The organism is Spectribacter hydrogenoxidans, from assembly GCF_031846275.1.
GTDB classification, from domain to species: Bacteria; Pseudomonadota; Gammaproteobacteria; order Nevskiales; family Salinisphaeraceae; genus Spectribacter; species Spectribacter hydrogenoxidans.
The window spans coordinates 35,496-50,905 of record NZ_JAVRIB010000014.1; the positions used below are offsets into that span (position 1 = coordinate 35,496).

Consider the following 15,410-nt stretch of genomic DNA (forward strand, 5'->3'; position numbering starts at 1 on the left):
ACATGATCAACGAAAAAGTGTCGGCATATCTGGACGGCGAGTGCGACGACCGCGAGTCCGCGGAAGTTGCCGACGCGCTGATGCGCGACCCCGAGCAGCGAGCGGCCTGGCAGCGACAGCTGTGGCTGCGTAGTGCGCTGCGTGGCGAAGGGGACGTGCCGCCGCTGGACGCCGGCTTTGCGGATCGGGTGACTGCCGCGATCCAGGACGATGCAGCCGCGCCGGCCGGGAAGGTCGTGTCGCTGCGCTCGCGCCGTCGCCGAACCTGGCGATCGGCCGCGGGGCTGGCCGCCGCGGCATCCGTGGCCGCGGTGGCGGTACTGATAAGCCAGCCCGTGACCAACGTGGATGTGCCCAACGTCGCCGCACCAGTGATGAGTGCCGACGTGACCGAGTCGAATCCCGTTGCCGATATCATGCAGGTGGCGGCGAATCAGCCCCAAGACGATCGCCGTGAGCGTGATGCCGATCACTGGTCGGTGTCCGATCCGGCGGTGGCCGATCAGTTGCACGGTTATCTGATCGAACATAACGGCGTCTCGCGCGGCTATGGGCTGTCCAGCGCTACGCCCAGCTTCCTGCGCGTGGCCACCTACGGGCAGAGCGAGGGCCGGTGACGCGACTTTTCCCGCTGGTACTGCTGCTGGTCGCGGGCGTTGTTTACGCGGACAGCAACTGGCTGAGCCGAGCATCCAAGGCGGTCCGGACCACCGACTACCGGGGGACGCTCGTCTATCTGCGCGACGGCAAGATGGACACCCTGCGGGTGGTCCATCGCTATCGTGAGGGCAGCGAGCGCGAACGGCTGATCTCCCTGACCGGGGAGCCGCGCGAGATCATTCGCCACAACGGCGAGGTCAACTGCATCCTGCCCGAGAAGCAGGTGGTGCTGGTCGCCAAGCATGCGATGCAGAGCCTGCTGTCGAATGTCGCCGACATGTCGGCGGAAACCCTCCAGGACAACTACACCGTGCGTGACCTCGGCGAGCGCCGCCTGGCCGATCGCCAGTGCCGGGCAATCGCGATCGAGCCGCGTGATGAGTACCGCTATGGCTACCGGCTGTTGATCGACGCGAAAACCGATCTGCCGCTCAAGCTCGATCTGTTGCAGGGCGACGAAGTGCTCGAGCAGTTGATGTTCACCGACATCGATTTTGCCGCCGACATCGCCGATTCCGAGCTGCAGCCCACCTTCGATACCGAGGGCTTCCGCTGGGTGCGGCATCAACCCATGCACAGCGCCAAACCCGGCGACAATGATGATGATGCCGAGCTCCCGCCGGCCTGGCGCATCGATGACCTGCCGCCGGGCTTCAGCCTGGCCGAGAGCGGCGTCCGCCAGGTTGATAACAACCTGATGGCGCGCCAGATGCTGTTTACCGACGGCGTGGCTACCGTGTCCGCCTTCATCGCGCCGCTGGCCGAACGCAAGGCATTTTCCGGCGAGACCACGATGGGCGCGGTCAACGCCTTCGGCCGGGAAGTGGACGGTTTCCAGATCACCGTGGTGGGCGAGGTGCCTCATATCACCGCGGAAATGATCGGCAACAATATCCGCCGGGATACCGGCGCTGCCGCGTCCGAGTGATCACGGCATCCGTCGGCGCCCGGCCGGCGTAAGCGACTCAGGCTATGTCACCATCCTGATCCATTGGCCGCCGCCCGGCGGCTTGCGCTAAGGTCGGGATCGTTTTTCACGCAACCCGTCTGGCGATTTATGCGACAACTGCATCGAGGTTTGTGTCTGGCGACCGTGGTTGTCGCGCTCGCCGGCTGTGGCCGGGACGCTTCCGGCCTGCCGGATTTCACCGGCCTGGCGCGGGAGGCGGCCCCGTCGGTGGTCAATATCAGCACCGCGCCGGAGACCCGTCCCGCGCGTCAGGATGACGGCGAGAGTGATGGCGAGGGCAGTGGCCCGGTACCGGAATGGTTTGACCGCTTCTTCGGCAACGGCCCGCCGCAGCGCCAGCCCGACCGCCCGGCGCTGGGCTCCGGCTTCATCATTTCCGAGGACGGCTACATTCTCACCAACCGCCATGTGGTGGATTCGCGCGGCAGCATCCTGGTCAAGCTCACCGATCGGCGGCAGATGGTCGCTCGCGTGGTGGGCAGCGACGAGTACAGCGATATCGCCCTGCTCAAGGTCGATGCCGAGGATCTGCCGGCCGTGACCGTCGGCGAGGTCGAGGACCTCCAGGTGGGCAGTTGGGTGGCGGCCATCGGCTCGCCGTTCGGCTTCGAGACCTCGGTGACCGCGGGCATCGTCTCGGCCAAGCAGCGCAGTCTGGTCGACGATCAGTACGTACCGTTCATCCAGAGCGATGTGGCCATCAACCCGGGCAATTCCGGCGGGCCGCTGTTCAATCTGGCGGGCGAGGTGGTGGGCATCAACGCCCAGATCTACAGCCGCAACGGTGGTTTCCAGGGGGTATCCTTCGCCATTCCCATCGACGTGGCCATGGACGTGGCCGATCAGCTGCGCGAGCACGGCAAGGTGCGCCGCGGCTGGCTGGGGGTGCAGATTCAGGAAGTCGATCTGGCGCTGGCCGAATCCTTCGGCATGACCCGGCCGGAAGGGGCGCTGATCTCGCAGATACTGCCCGGTTCGCCCGCCGAGAAGGCCGGGTTCGAGGCCGGGGATGTGGTGCTGGAATTCGATGGCAAGCCCGTGAGCACTGCCGCTCGCCTGCCGCCGCTGGTCGGGCTGGTGCCGCCGGGCCGCGAGGTCACCGCTACCATCCTCCGTGAAGGCGAGCAGCAGACGCTGGATGTCACCGTCGGCGAGCTGAACGATCAGGCCATGGCCGGAGCCGATGATTCGTCCGCCGAAGAGGCCGTGCCCGAGGAACTGGGCCTGACGCTGCGCAATCTGCGCGATGCGGAAATCGCCGAACTCGGTGTGAGCGGCGGCGTGCGCGTGGAAGAGGTCACCGGCAACGGACCGGGCAAGCGGGCCGGCCTGCAGGCCGGGGACGTGATCGTGGCAGTGGGCGCGCGGCGAATCGCCAGCGTGTCGGATCTGCGCCAGCGCCTGGCCGATACCGACGGCCCGGTGGCGCTGCGTGTGATGCGTGGCGGCGCGGCGCTCTACCTGCCGCTGGCGCCCGAGTAGCGCGAACGCAAATTTCTGCCGCGTCGCGGAGCCGGCCGGGCGGCCGGTCGCGTATACTGCGCGCCTTTGATTCCCGCGGTTTCAACAGGGGGCCTGCGCCCACCCGATGCAATCCCGTATACGCAATTTCTCGATCATCGCCCACATCGATCACGGCAAGTCCACGCTGGCGGACCGCTTCATCCGCGCCTGCGAGGGGCTGACCGAGCGCGAGATGGCCGAGCAGGTACTCGATTCCATGGACCTGGAGCGCGAGCGCGGCATCACTATCAAGGCCCAGGCGGTGACGCTCGACTACCACGCGGCCGACGGCCATACCTACAAGCTGAATTTCATCGACACCCCGGGGCACGTCGATTTCTCCTACGAGGTGTCGCGATCGCTGGCCGCCTGCGAGGGCGCGCTGCTGGTGGTGGATGCCTCCCAGGGGGTGGAAGCCCAGAGCGTGGCCAACACCTACACCGCGATCGAGCAGGATCTGGAAGTGGTCCCGGTGCTCAACAAGATCGATCTGCCGGCAGCCGATCCGGACCGGGTGGCCCAGGAGATCGAGGATGTGATCGGCCTGGAGGCCACCGACCGGCTGCTGGTCTCCGCCAAGTCCGGCGTCGGTGTCACCGAGGTGCTGGAGGCGATCATCCGCCGCATCCCGCCGCCGGGCGGATCGCCGGATGCGCCGCTGCAGGCGCTGATCGTCGATTCCTGGTTCGACAACTACCTGGGCGTGGTGTCGCTGGTCCGCATCGTCAACGGCCGGCTACAGACCAAGGACCGCATCAAGATTCTGGCCACCGCCCGCGAATACGAGGTGGACGAGGTCGGCATCTTCACCCCCCGCAAGACCCCGCGCAAATCGCTGGAGGTGGGAGAGGTCGGCTATGTGATCGCCGGCATCAAGGATATAGACGGTGCGCCGGTGGGGGACACGCTCACCCATGCTCACGCCCCCTGCGACAAACGTCTGCCGGGGTTTCGCCAGATCCAGCCGCGGGTGTTCGCCGGGGTCTACACGGTATCGACCGACGACTACGAGGACTTCCGCGACGCCCTGGCCAAGCTGCGCCTGAACGACTCCTCGCTCAACTACGAGCCGGAGACCTCGGCGGCGCTGGGCTTCGGTTTCCGTATCGGGTTCCTGGGCATGCTGCACATGGAGATCGTGCAGGAACGGCTGGAGCGCGAATACGGACTGGAGCTGATCACCACGGCGCCCACCGTGATCTACGAGGTGTTCACCAATGCCGGTGAAACGCTGTCGGTCAGCAACCCCACGTCGCTGCCGGACGTGGGCAAGATTGCGGAGATCCGCGAGCCGATCATTCGCGCCAACATCCTGATGCCGCAGGAGTTCATCGGACCAGTGCTGCAGTTGTGCATGGAAAAGCGCGGGGTGCAGAAGGACATGCAGTACCTGGGCAAGTCGGTATCGATGAATTTCGAACTGCCGCTGTCCGAGGTGGTGCTGGATTTCTTCGACCGGCTGAAATCGGTATCGCGGGGTTTTGCCTCGTTCGAGTACGACTTTGCCCGCTTCCAGGCCGCCGATCTGGTGCGGCTGGACGTGATGATCAACGGCGAGGCGGTGGATGCACTCGCCCACATCGTCCATCGCGACCGCAGCTACGAGCGCGGCAAGGCGCTGGTGGACAAGCTCAAGGGCATCGTGCCCCGGCAGATGTTCGATGTGGCCATCCAGGCCACCATCGGCACGCGCATCATCGCGCGGTCGACGGTCAAGGCCATGCGCAAGAACGTGACCGCCAAGTGCTACGGCGGCGACATCACCCGCAAGCGCAAGCTGCTGGAAAAGCAGAAGGCGGGCAAGAAACGCATGAAACAGCTCGGCAGCGTGGAGATTCCGCAGGAGGCCTTCCTGGCGGTGCTTTCCACCGGCGATCGGGACTAGGGCAACTCCGCACGGGAGCGGTAGGGAACCTCTGATTCATGCCTGCACGGTCACGCCGGTGTCTTTGCGCGTTCCTGGCAAGGAATGAGGAGAGAGGTTTGCTGATTGCAAATGAACGACGAATGACGCCGTCCAGGGGCGCGCAAAGGCCCGGCCCCGAAGGGGTTTGGCCCAAAAGCGCCGACTGCGGCGTTGCCCGGCTTGACCGTGCCGTACGAGGCGAGGAGCAGGGTTCCCGGCGAAGCCGTGGGATGCGACCGCCGGCGTGCGGCAAAAGACCCGAGGACGGAGCTCGTACGGTCCGACCCGCCGCGGGTCGCATCCCACGGCTTCGCCGCGGGAATCCCTGCTCCGCCGCTCGGGTCGTCCCTACCACGGCGCGGCGCCGGGCGCCTTGCATTCGAAGCTTTTGGGACACAAACGTGATCCGCGCATGCATGAATCAGAGGTTCCTCGATGAACGACCTGCATTTTGATTTCGAGGTGGGCCTGTTGCTGGCCACCGTGGTGACCGGGATCATCTGGGCGCTGGATCGCTGGTGGCTGGCCCGGCGCCGGGCCGAGAACGCCGGCACCGGCATGGTCGTGGAGTTCTCGCGCTCCTTCTTCCCGGTGATCCTCGCGGTGCTGATTCTGCGGTCGTTCGTGGTGGAACCGTTCCGGATTCCCTCGTCGTCCATGGTGCCGACGCTGCTGGAAGGCGACTTCATCGTGGTGAACAAGTTCGGCTACGGGCTGCGGCTGCCGGGCCTGCATACCGAGTTCGTCGATTTCGGCGAACCCGAGCGGGGCGATGTCATCGTGTTCCGCTGGCCCGAGGATCCGAGCAAGGACTTCATCAAGCGCGTGGTAGGGCTGCCCGGGGACCGGGTCGTCTACCGCAACAAGCAGCTCACCATCAACGGTGACCCGGTGCCGATGGAACGGCTGGGCGAGTACGCGGGGCCGGGCATCTCACCGCTGCAGTCCGCTGTGGAGTTCCGCGAAACCCTGGGTGAGCATACCCATGGTCTGCTCAACACCCGCGGCCGCGAACTGCCCGCGTTGCGCTACGAGGTGCCGGCGGGCCATTATTTTGTGATGGGCGACAACCGCGATCACAGTTCGGATTCCCGTGTGTGGGGCTTCGTGCCCGAGCGCATGCTGGTCGGGCGGGCGTTCATGATCTGGATGAGCGTGTCGTTCGACCCCTTCCGCGTGCGCTTCGACCGGCTGGGGAACCTGATCCATTGAAGAACCCTCCGATTCATTCCGCGCGAACGCGCCAGACCGGCATGACCATCTGGGGCTGGCTCTACGTGCTGGGCACCCTGGGGATGATCGCCCTGGTGGGCATCAAGTGCGTGCCCATCTACGTGAACAACTACGAGATCCGCTCCACCCTGGCCTGGGCCGCCGGCCAACCGGAGTTGCGCGACGCGTCGGCCTATGAAATCCAGAACCGTATCCAGCGCCGTTTCGACTCCGGCTATATCGACAACATCAAGGGCAGCGACGTGCGGGTGAAGCGCGTCGAGAACGGTCGCGAACTGACCGTGATCTACGAGCGCGAGGAGCCGCTGTTCGGCGATGTCTCGCTGCTGTTCGATTTCCGGGAGACGGTGTTCCTGCCGGCACCCGGATCTTGAGCGAACAGGCCGACCATCAGCGTGCGGCCCTGAGCCGGCGTCTGGGCCACGAGTTCACCAACGTCGAGCTGCTGAAGGTCGCCCTGACCCATCGCAGCGCCGGCGGTGGCGACAACGAACGGCTGGAATTCCTCGGGGACTCGGTGCTCAACATGGTGATTGCCCACGCATTGTTCGAGGCCCGGCCGCATGCCCCGGAGGGTGATCTGTCGCGGCTGCGGGCCAGCCTGGTGCGCGAGCGTACGCTGGCCGAGGTGGCTACCGAACTCGAGCTCGGCCCCTGTCTGCAGATGGGGCAGGGCGAACGCCGCTCGGGTGGCGCCCGGCGGGCTTCGGTCCAGGCCGATGCGCTGGAGGCGGTGATCGGTGCGGTGTTCCAGGACGCCGGCTTCGAGGCGGCCGCGGCACTGGTCCGGCGCCTGTTCGCCGACCGCCTGAACGACCTGCCCTCGGCCGACAGCCTCAAGGATGCCAAGACCCGGCTGCAGGAATACCTGCAGGGCCGCGGCCGGGAGCTGCCCCGCTACGAGATCGTGTCGACGTCCGGCGTCGACCACGAACGTCACTTCGTCGCCCGCTGCAGCCTGGCGGATGCGCCGCAGACCGCGGACGGCGAGGGCAGCGGCCGCCGCCGGGCGGAGCAGGCTGCCGCCCGCGCGATGCTGACGCAACTGGAGTCCGGCCATGAGTGACAATCCCCGCCATAGCGGACTGGCCGTGATCCTGGGTCGGCCCAATGTGGGCAAATCCACCCTGATCAATGCACTGGTCGGCGAGAAGGTCAGCATCGTTACCCACAAGGCCCAGACCACCCGGCACCGGATTGTCGGGCTGCTCACCCGCGGCAACACCCAGATCGGCCTGGTGGATACCCCCGGGCTGCACCGGGGCGGCGGGCATGCACTCAATCGGGTGATGAACGAAACCGCGACGGGCAGTGTGGACGGTGTGGACCTGGCGCTGCTGGTGGTGGAGGCCGGCCGCTGGCGCGACGAGGATGCGCAGGCGCTGTCGGTGGCGGCCAGCGGCGGGGTGCCGGTGGGGCTGATCGTCAACAAGGTGGACCGCGTGACCCCGCGCGAGGCGCTGCTGCCGTTCATAGAATCGGTCGGCCGCGAGCATGATTTCGCCTTCGTGGTGCCGCTGTCGGCGCGGCGCGAGGACAACCTCGAACCGCTGGTCGAGGAGATCACACGTTTCATGCCGGCCGGTGAGTTCCTGTTCGATGATGATCAGCTCAGCGATCGCGACCTGCGGTTCATGGTGGCCGAGACGGTGCGCGAAAAGCTCACCCTGTTGCTGCACCAGGAGCTGCCGTATTCGCTGGCGGTGAACGTGGATGCCTGGGAGGAAGTGGACGGCCTGCTGCGCATCGGTGCCGTCATCTGGGTGGCGCGCGACAGCCAGAAGGCGATCGTGATCGGCAGCGGTGGGGCCACGCTCAAGGAAGTGGGGCGGCGGGCGCGGCTGGAACTGGCCCGGCGGCTGGATCGGCGTCTGCATCTGTCGCTGTGGGTGAAGGTGCGCGAACACTGGCCGGATGACGAGGCGGCCGTGCGCGGCTTCGGCCATTGACCGTGTCCCGGTCCCATGCGCGTTGACCTGGAACCGGCCTTCATCCTGCACCGGCGCCCCTATCGGGACACCTCCCTGCTGATCGACGCCTTTACCCGGGGCTACGGCCGTATCGGTCTGGTGGCCCGGGGCGCCCGTTCGCCGCGGGCCCGGAGCCGCGGACTGCTCGAGCCGATGCAGCCGCTACGCCTGTCCTGGCGCGGCCGCGGCGAACTGCATACGCTGGCCGGCACCGAGGCCGGCGGCCGTTTCACCTGGCAGGGCGACGGCTTGTACGCGGGATTCTATGCCTGCGAACTGGTACTCCGGGTGCTGGCGCGGGACGACCCCCATGCCGATCTGTTCGACCGTTTTGCCGTGCTGCTCGAAGCGCTGTCCGGGACAGCCGATCCGGGGCCGGCCCTGCGGCTGTTCGAGCGTGATCTGCTGGCTGATCTTGGCTACGCCCTGCCTCTGACCGCGGAATCGGCCACGGGTGAGGCGGTTTTTCCGGCCGGGTCGTACCTGTTCAATCCGCGCGCGGGTCTGCGGGCCAACCAGGGCGACAAACAGCCCGATGACGTAGCCGTGGGTGGTGCCGAACTGCTGGCGCTGGACCGTGGCGAGGTCGACGATCCCGCCGTCGCGCCCGCGCTGCGACGCCTACTCGCGGCTGCCCTGACGCCGCATCTGGGTGGTCGGCCGCTGCAGTCGTCGCGAACGCTTCAGTCACTGCGCCGCTTTCAATCCGAGGAGTCCTGATTTCGCCATGAGTATCCGTCTGGGTGTGAACATCGACCATGTGGCCACGCTGCGTCAGGCGCGGGGCACGCCGTATCCCGATATCGTCCGCGCCGCGAAGGCGGCGCTGGCCGGCGGGGCGCAGGGCATCACCGTGCATCTGCGCGAGGATCGCCGGCACATCCAGGATGCCGACGTCGAGGCGCTGGTGAACTTGCCGGGCGTGGTGCTGAACCTGGAGATGGCGGTGACCGACGCGATGCTGACCATTGCCGAACGCCTGCGCCCGCCTCATGCCTGCCTGGTGCCGGAAAAGCGCGAGGAGCTGACCACGGAGGGCGGCCTCGACGTCGCTGGCCAGCCGGTGGCAGTGGCCGCGGCCTGCCGCCGGCTGGCCGCCGCGGGCATCCGGGTGTCGCTGTTCATTGACCCGGATCGCGCCCAGATCGAGGCCGCCGTGGCGGCCGGCGCCCCGGCGGTGGAACTGCATACCGGCGCCTATGCCGATGCCGGCGATGCCAGCGCCCGCGAGGCCGAACTGGCGCGATTGCGGGAGGCCGCCACCGCGGCGGCCGCGGCCGGTCTGGAAGTGCACGGCGGTCACGGGCTGAATCTCGATAATGTGGCGCCGATTGCCGCCATCCCGGAACTGGTGGAGCTCAACATCGGCCATGCCATTGTTGCCGACGCGGTCTTCATGGGCCTGGAACAGGCCGTGGCCGCGATGGGCCGGGCGATGCAGGCGGCGCGTTAGCCGAACTTAGGGCCGAATTAATCCGGCCGGTTCAATTTGATGTCAATGGCTGGGTGGGCGCCAGGCGCAATGAATTGCGCCCTGCGGTCTGGTGCCGAGGATGGGAACGTCTGCCCACATGGTGGGGCTGGATTCATCCGGCCGGGTAATGCCCGCGCCACGGCTGGCGATGGCGCAGGCGGGATGCATCCCGCGCTACGGGCTGGTTTCGTTCAGTTGATCCATGGCCTCACGAGTGGATTCGATCAGGGCCATGCGTGCCTCGGTGGTGACCGGATCACCGGACTGTAGCGCCCGCTCCACAACATCGGCCGCGGCCTGCAGCGACGTCAAGGCATAGAACGCCGCGGTGCCGTGCAGGGTGTGGATATCGCGGCATGCGGCTTCGTATTCGCCGGCATCCAGGGCCTGTCCCACCGCGGACAACTGGCGGGGAAGTTCCTCGCCGAGTAACCGCGCCAGGGCCGGATCCCGTGCCAGGGCGGGTGCCGCCCGGTTGGCCGGCCGGGGCGCTTCCTCGCCGATCAGGTCGGTTGTGGCCATTGCCCGCTGCAGGGTCGCGGCGTCGAAGGGCTTGACCAGGCAGACGTCCGCGCCGGCCTCGGTCAGGTGCCGGGCGCCGGTGCCGCTGCTGTCCGCGGTCATGCCGACGATGCGGGGCGGATTGGCGGGGTCTGCCAGTGTCCGGATCTGGCGAATCGCGTCACGTCCGTCCTGATCCGGCATCTGATCGTCCATAAGGATCAGCGGAAACCCGCCCTTGCGCCAGGCGCTGACGGCCTCGCGGCCGTTGCCGGCGAGGGCGACGCTGGCGCCGAGTTCCCGCAGTGTCGCCGCCAGCAGCTGTCGGGTGGCTTCGCTGTCGTCGGCCACCAGCACCTGCAGGTTCCGCCAACCGGGGTCCTCATCCGGCGTCCGCCCGAGCAACTCCCGCAGTTCGCGATGCAGGGACAGGCGGGGCAGGGACTTGGCCAGACTCCGGTCCGCGCCCAGGGCCCGGGCGGCGTCGTGATCGGCTTCGTCGATGGAAGTGAGCAGAACGAGACTGGTCGCGCCGGCTGCCCGCGACGCCCGCAGCAGATCGGCGGGTGCGGCTTCCCGCAGATCGGCCCGCCGCAGACCGAATACCAGCAGTGTCGGCGGACCGGGACCCGCCATTGCATCCCGTGCGGCCTGGATGGATTCGGCGCGGCGGACCTGCATGCCCCAGGCCTCGAAACAATGGCTCAGTGCCAGCCCGGCGGTGGTGCCGGTATCGATCAGCAGCACGTCGACGTCTTCCAGTCCGGCCGGGGCGGCGGCGGGCTGGTCGCCGCCGGTTGCCCGCGCCAGGGTCAGGTAGACGTGGAAGGTGGCGCCCTTGCCTGCCTCGCTCTCTACCGTGATCTCGCCGCCCATCATGTCGAGCAGACGCTTGCTGATGGCCAGCCCCAGCCCGGACCCGCCCGGCTGCTGGGGCTGCAGCTGGCTGTACATCCGGAACAGCCGGGTCTGCTGATCCGGGGGGATGCCGGGGCCGGTATCGGTCACACTGAGATGCAGCGCCAGGCCCTGTTCATTCTCGTCCTCGCCCATTACCCGGACCACGATTTCCCCGCGGTCGGTGAACTTGATCGCGTTGGAAACGAGATTGGTCAGAATCTGCTGCAGCCGCAGCGGATCGCCGCGAACCTGATGCGGCACGTCGCTGAACACCAGATGGACCAGGTCCAGGTCCTTCTCGAAGGCCAGGGGTGCGAGCAGGTTGAGGGTTTCCTCGACAATGTCGCGCAGGTTGAAACCGACCTCGTTGAGCGTGGTGCGCCCGGATTCCAGGCCGCTCCACTGGATGACGTCGTCGATCAGGGCGAGCAGGTTGTGGGCCGACTGGCGAACGGTGTGAACATGCTCGCGTTGGCCGCGATCCAGCCTGCCGCGGTCCAGCAGGTCGGCATGCCCGAGGATGGCGGTCAGCGGCGCCCGCAGCTCGTGGCTCATGCCGGCCACCAGGTCCGCCCGCAGGCGGGTGGCGTCACGTTCCTGCCGGCGGGCGCGCTCGAGTTCGCGTTCCCGGGTTTTCAGGGTTTCGGTGGCGGCGCGGGCCTGGTCTTCGCTGCGGCTCAGGCGTTCGCCCAGGGTATCCAGACTGCGCTCGATATCGTCGTCCGCATCCCCGGCCAGTTCCCGCAGCCGGCGCCGCAACCGGGAGACTGGCCGGGCGGTGGTCCAGGCCACCGCCAGCCCGGCGGCCAGCAGCAGGCCGAAGGCAACCAGCCCCTGCAGCGCTGCCCGCTGCAGGGAGGTGGCCAGATAGTGCTGCCAGGCGCGATCGGACAGCGTGAGGTATGCCCGCCCGATATCCGCCCGGGGCGTGCCGAAGGGATCCAGCGCGCTGCCTTCGCCGGCGGGCGGAATGTCGGAGGCGAATTCGGTGGTCAGCGAGGGTTGTGCCACCAGCCGCGCCCAGGCCGCCAGGCGTCGTGTCCCGGAGTCTAGCGTCGGATGGTCGGCGGCCAGGTCAATGCGATTGTTGCCGGGCGTGTCGGCGATGCGGATCCGGCCGAGAAAATCGTTGGCCTCGAACAGGGTCCGGGCGATCTGGCGCAGTTCCGGATCGTCCCCGGCCACCAGCGCGAGGTGGCCGGCCCGCGCCAGCTGGCGGATCTGGCTGGTGGCAAGACGCTGCTGGGTGACGGCGGTATCACGCACCTCGCTGTGCAACAGCCAGGCCGCGGTGGCGGTTGCCACCAGCAAGGCGGTTGCGATCACCGCCATCGTGGCGGCCATGCCGAGGGGCCAGCGCATCATTGATGCAGTTTACGGGGCTGCGCCTCGGGCAGTTAACCCCCGGGCACCCCTGCTAGAATTCGGCTCATGAACTATCCGACTCTGGAACAGTGCGTGGGCAACACGCCGCTGGTGCGGTTGCAGCGCCTGGTCGATGACGAGCGCGGCAATACCGTGCTGGCCAAGCTGGAAGGCGATAACCCCGCCGGTTCGGTCAAGGATCGACCCGCCTACAGCATGATCCGTTACGCCGCCGAGCGCGGGGATATTCGTCCCGGCGACACTCTGATCGAGGCCACCAGTGGCAACACCGGCATCGCGCTGGCGATGGTCGCGGCCATGCAGGGGTTTCGCCTGCGCCTGATCATGCCGGAGAACATGAGCGAGGAACGCCGCGCGGTGATGCGGGCGTTCGGCGCGGAAATCGTGTCGGTATCCGAATCCGAGGGCATGGAAGGCGCCCGCGATCTGGCCGATGCCATGGCCGAGCGGGGTGAGGGCATGGTGCTCAACCAGTTTGCCAACCCCGACAATCCGCGGGCCCATTACGAGGGCACCGGTCCCGAGATCTGGCGCGATACCGATGGCGCGATCACCCATTTCGTCGCCTCGATGGGCACCACCGGCACCATCATGGGCGTGTCGCGCTTTCTCAAGGAAAAGAATTCGGGCGTGCGCATCGTCGGCGTGCAGCCGGCCGGGGAATCGCGTATCCCCGGCATCCGCCGCTGGCCGCAGGAATATCTGCCGCGCATCTTCGAGCCCGAGCGGGTGGATGAGGTGATCGACGTCGAGGCCACGGATGCGGAGAACACCATGCGCGATCTGGCCGCGCGGGAGGGCATCTTCGCCGGGCCGTCGTCGGGCGGGGCGGTCTGGGCCGCGCTGCAGCTGGCGCGGCAGACCGAGAACGCCGTGATTGCCGTCATCGTCTGCGATCGTGGCGATCGTTACCTGTCCACCGGGGTCTACGCTTGACCCAGGGGGCGGTGGTTGCCCTGGCTCTGGCCACCACCCTCGATGCCGATGCGGCAAGGCGCCTGCATGATTTCGACGGCCTCGACGAGGCCGGGATCGAACGGGCGGTTACCACCCTGTGGCAGCAGCGCCAAGGCAACCGCGAATTGCCCTGGCATCTGCAACGGCTCGATGCCGCGGCCTGGGTCACCATTGCACCTGATCGGGCACGGATCCATGCCCTTGCGGCCGCGGACGAGCAAGAGGAAGCCGAGCTTCTGGATCGGCTGCATTCGGTGCTGAGTGACGCCGCCCTTGTTGCAGCCTGGGATGGCGATCGGACCTGGCCGCTCCTGCGTGCCCGCGCCGCCCGGCATGGACGTGCCTTGCCCTGGCTCTGGCCGGCTGCCGACAGCCACTCGTCCCTCATGGGTGTGACCGCGGCCATCTGCCCGGCCGGGAGCAGTCCGGCGTCACCGCCCCTGCGGGAATGGGCGGCATTGCTCGGCGCACCCATGTTGTCGGCACGGGCGTCGGCAGACTGTCAGCAGGAAGCGCTGGATACGGCCCATGCACTGCTGGCGCTGCAGGTCGCCCGCGCCAATTGCAGCCCGACCGAGGCGCAGGCCTGCCGGTCGGCGCTGGCTCGGGCATGAGCCGGAAATCGGCGCGCCGGGTCCCGGTTGGCCCGTTCGAGATGACCGTGGCCGATCTGGCGGCGGATGGCCGCGGGGTGGGCCGCGACGACACGGGCAAGACTGTGTTCGTGCCCGATTGCCTACCCGGCGAACGCGTCACCTACCTGCGCAAACGGCAGCACCGCCAGCACGATGAGGGTCTGCTCGAGTCGGTGCTCGAGGCCGCGCCCGAAAGGGTCACACCGCGTTGCCCGTACTTCGGCCTGTGCGGCGGCTGCGCCCTGCAGCATCTGGATGCCGAGGCGCAGGTGGCGTTCAAGCAGCAGCAGGTGCTGACCACGCTGGCCCGGGTGGGCGGGGTGATACCCGACCGTACCCTGCCGCCCGTCACCGGGGCCCGCTGGGGGTATCGCCGGCGGGCGCGACTCGGCGCGAAGTACGTGGCCAAGAAGGGCGGCACCCTGGTCGGGTTTCGCGAGCGCGGATCGCCTTTCGTGGCCATGCTGGATGAGTGCCACGTGCTGGTCCCGGCGGTGGGCCACCGTCTGACCGAACTGCAGACGCTGATCGATGGCCTGTCCATCCGCGAGCAACTGCCGCAGATCGAGGTGGCTGCCGGCGACGATGTGACGGCTCTGGTCCTGCGGGTGCTGGCCACGCCCTCCGCCGCGGACCGCGAACAGCTTGCCGCCTTTGCCCGGGCAAACGATTTCGTCATCTATCTGCAGACCGGCGGGCTGGATACCGTCGAGCCGCTGCAGCCCCCGGCGCCGGCGCTGACCTACGATCTGCCCGAGTTCGATGTCCGGGTGACTTTCGAGCCCACCGATTTCGTTCAGATCCACGCCGAGGTCAACCGGGGCATGGTGTCGCAGGCGGTGCAGTTGCTCGAAGCCGGGCCGTCGGACACCGTGCTCGAGCTGTTTGCCGGCCTAGGCAACTTCAGCCTGCCCCTGGCACGGCGAGCGGGGCAGGTTATCGCGGTGGAGGGCGAGGCCGGTCTGGTGGCCCGGGCTCGCGCGAACGCGGCCGCCAATGGGCTCAATAACGTGGAAGCCCATGTGGCCGATCTGTTCGAACCCGCCGACGGGGCGGTCTGGCTCCACCCGCCGGCCGACCGGCTGCTGCTGGACCCGCCGCGGTCCGGGGCCCGGGAAATCCTGCCGGCGGCGGTGGCCAGCCGGCCCGGGCGCATCGTCTACTGTTCCTGTCACCCGGCCACGCTGGCCCGGGACGCCGCCACGCTGGTGAATGATTTCGGCTATCGGCTGGCCGCGGCCGGAGCGGTGGACATGTTTCCCCATACGGCGCACGTCGAGGCGATGGCGCTGTTTACCCGGGACTGAGCACAGCG

14 protein-coding genes are annotated in these 15,410 nt (G+C 67.7%); 13 read left to right on the forward strand and 1 reads right to left on the reverse strand.

The window, feature by feature from the left end; all coding sequences use genetic code 11:
* Positions 1–2: 2 nt before the first annotated feature.
* The 10 genes from RM532_RS12935 to pdxJ all read left to right on the forward strand — a co-directional run bounded on the left by RM532_RS12935 (position 3) and on the right by pdxJ (position 9,695).
* Positions 3–617, forward strand: a complete 615-nt coding sequence (locus RM532_RS12935; RefSeq protein ID WP_311653752.1) for a sigma-E factor negative regulatory protein — start codon at positions 3–5, stop codon at positions 615–617.
* Positions 614–1,588, forward strand: coding sequence for a MucB/RseB C-terminal domain-containing protein (locus tag RM532_RS12940; protein WP_311653753.1), 975 nt, complete (start codon positions 614–616; stop codon positions 1,586–1,588). Before RM532_RS12935 ends, RM532_RS12940 begins: the two co-directional genes overlap by 4 nt.
* A 129-nt stretch (positions 1,589–1,717) precedes the next feature.
* Positions 1,718–3,112 carry a DegQ family serine endoprotease gene (locus tag RM532_RS12945; protein WP_311653754.1) on the forward strand — a complete coding sequence of 465 codons (1,395 nt, stop codon included), beginning with the start codon at positions 1,718–1,720 and terminating at the stop codon, positions 3,110–3,112.
* Between the two features lie 106 nt (positions 3,113–3,218).
* On the forward strand, positions 3,219–5,018 hold the full coding sequence (gene lepA, locus RM532_RS12950; protein ID WP_311653755.1) for a translation elongation factor 4: 1,800 nt from the start codon (positions 3,219–3,221) through the stop codon (positions 5,016–5,018).
* 456 nt (positions 5,019–5,474) lie between these two features.
* Positions 5,475–6,251 carry a signal peptidase I gene (lepB, locus tag RM532_RS12955; RefSeq protein WP_311653756.1) on the forward strand — a complete coding sequence of 259 codons (777 nt, stop codon included), beginning with the start codon at positions 5,475–5,477 and terminating at the stop codon, positions 6,249–6,251.
* Positions 6,252–6,292: 41 nt separating this feature from the next.
* Complete coding sequence (locus tag RM532_RS12960; RefSeq protein ID WP_311653757.1) at positions 6,293–6,646, forward strand: DUF4845 domain-containing protein; 354 nt, start codon at positions 6,293–6,295, stop codon at positions 6,644–6,646.
* Positions 6,640–7,338: a ribonuclease III gene (rnc, locus tag RM532_RS12965; RefSeq protein ID WP_349255323.1), complete on the forward strand. Its 699-nt coding sequence runs from the start codon at positions 6,640–6,642 to the stop codon at positions 7,336–7,338. Before RM532_RS12960 ends, rnc begins: the two co-directional genes overlap by 7 nt.
* Positions 7,331–8,221, forward strand: a complete 891-nt coding sequence (era, locus tag RM532_RS12970; protein ID WP_311653759.1) for a GTPase Era — start codon at positions 7,331–7,333, stop codon at positions 8,219–8,221. Before rnc ends, era begins: the two co-directional genes overlap by 8 nt.
* Before the next feature lie 15 nt (positions 8,222–8,236).
* Complete coding sequence (recO, locus tag RM532_RS12975; protein WP_311653760.1) at positions 8,237–8,962, forward strand: DNA repair protein RecO; 726 nt, start codon at positions 8,237–8,239, stop codon at positions 8,960–8,962.
* Positions 8,963–8,969: 7 nt separating this feature from the next.
* Positions 8,970–9,695 (forward strand): pyridoxine 5'-phosphate synthase, encoded by a 726-nt coding sequence (pdxJ, locus tag RM532_RS12980; RefSeq protein WP_311653761.1) that lies wholly within the window; start codon positions 8,970–8,972, stop codon positions 9,693–9,695.
* Positions 9,696–9,890: 195 nt separating this feature from the next.
* Here pdxJ and RM532_RS12985 read toward each other — a convergent pair whose 3' ends face one another.
* The gene (locus tag RM532_RS12985) at positions 9,891–12,482 is read right to left on the reverse strand and encodes a hybrid sensor histidine kinase/response regulator (RefSeq protein WP_311653762.1); all 2,592 of its coding nucleotides are present in this window, start codon (positions 12,480–12,482) and stop codon (positions 9,891–9,893) included.
* 66 nt (positions 12,483–12,548) lie between these two features.
* Here RM532_RS12985 and cysM point away from each other — a divergent pair, with 66 nt between their 5' ends.
* The 3 genes from cysM to rlmD are packed head-to-tail and all read left to right on the forward strand — an operon-like array spanning position 12,549 to position 15,402.
* Positions 12,549–13,439, forward strand: a complete 891-nt coding sequence (cysM, locus tag RM532_RS12990) for a cysteine synthase CysM (RefSeq protein ID WP_311653763.1) — start codon at positions 12,549–12,551, stop codon at positions 13,437–13,439.
* The gene (locus RM532_RS12995; RefSeq protein ID WP_311653764.1) at positions 13,436–14,074 is read left to right on the forward strand and encodes a hypothetical protein; all 639 of its coding nucleotides are present in this window, start codon (positions 13,436–13,438) and stop codon (positions 14,072–14,074) included. The genes cysM and RM532_RS12995 overlap by 4 nt, the downstream gene beginning before the upstream one ends.
* Entirely contained in the window at positions 14,071–15,402 is a 1,332-nt protein-coding gene (gene rlmD / locus RM532_RS13000; protein ID WP_311653765.1) for a 23S rRNA (uracil(1939)-C(5))-methyltransferase RlmD, read from the forward strand. The genes RM532_RS12995 and rlmD overlap by 4 nt, the downstream gene beginning before the upstream one ends.
* Positions 15,403–15,410: the final 8 nt, after the last annotated feature.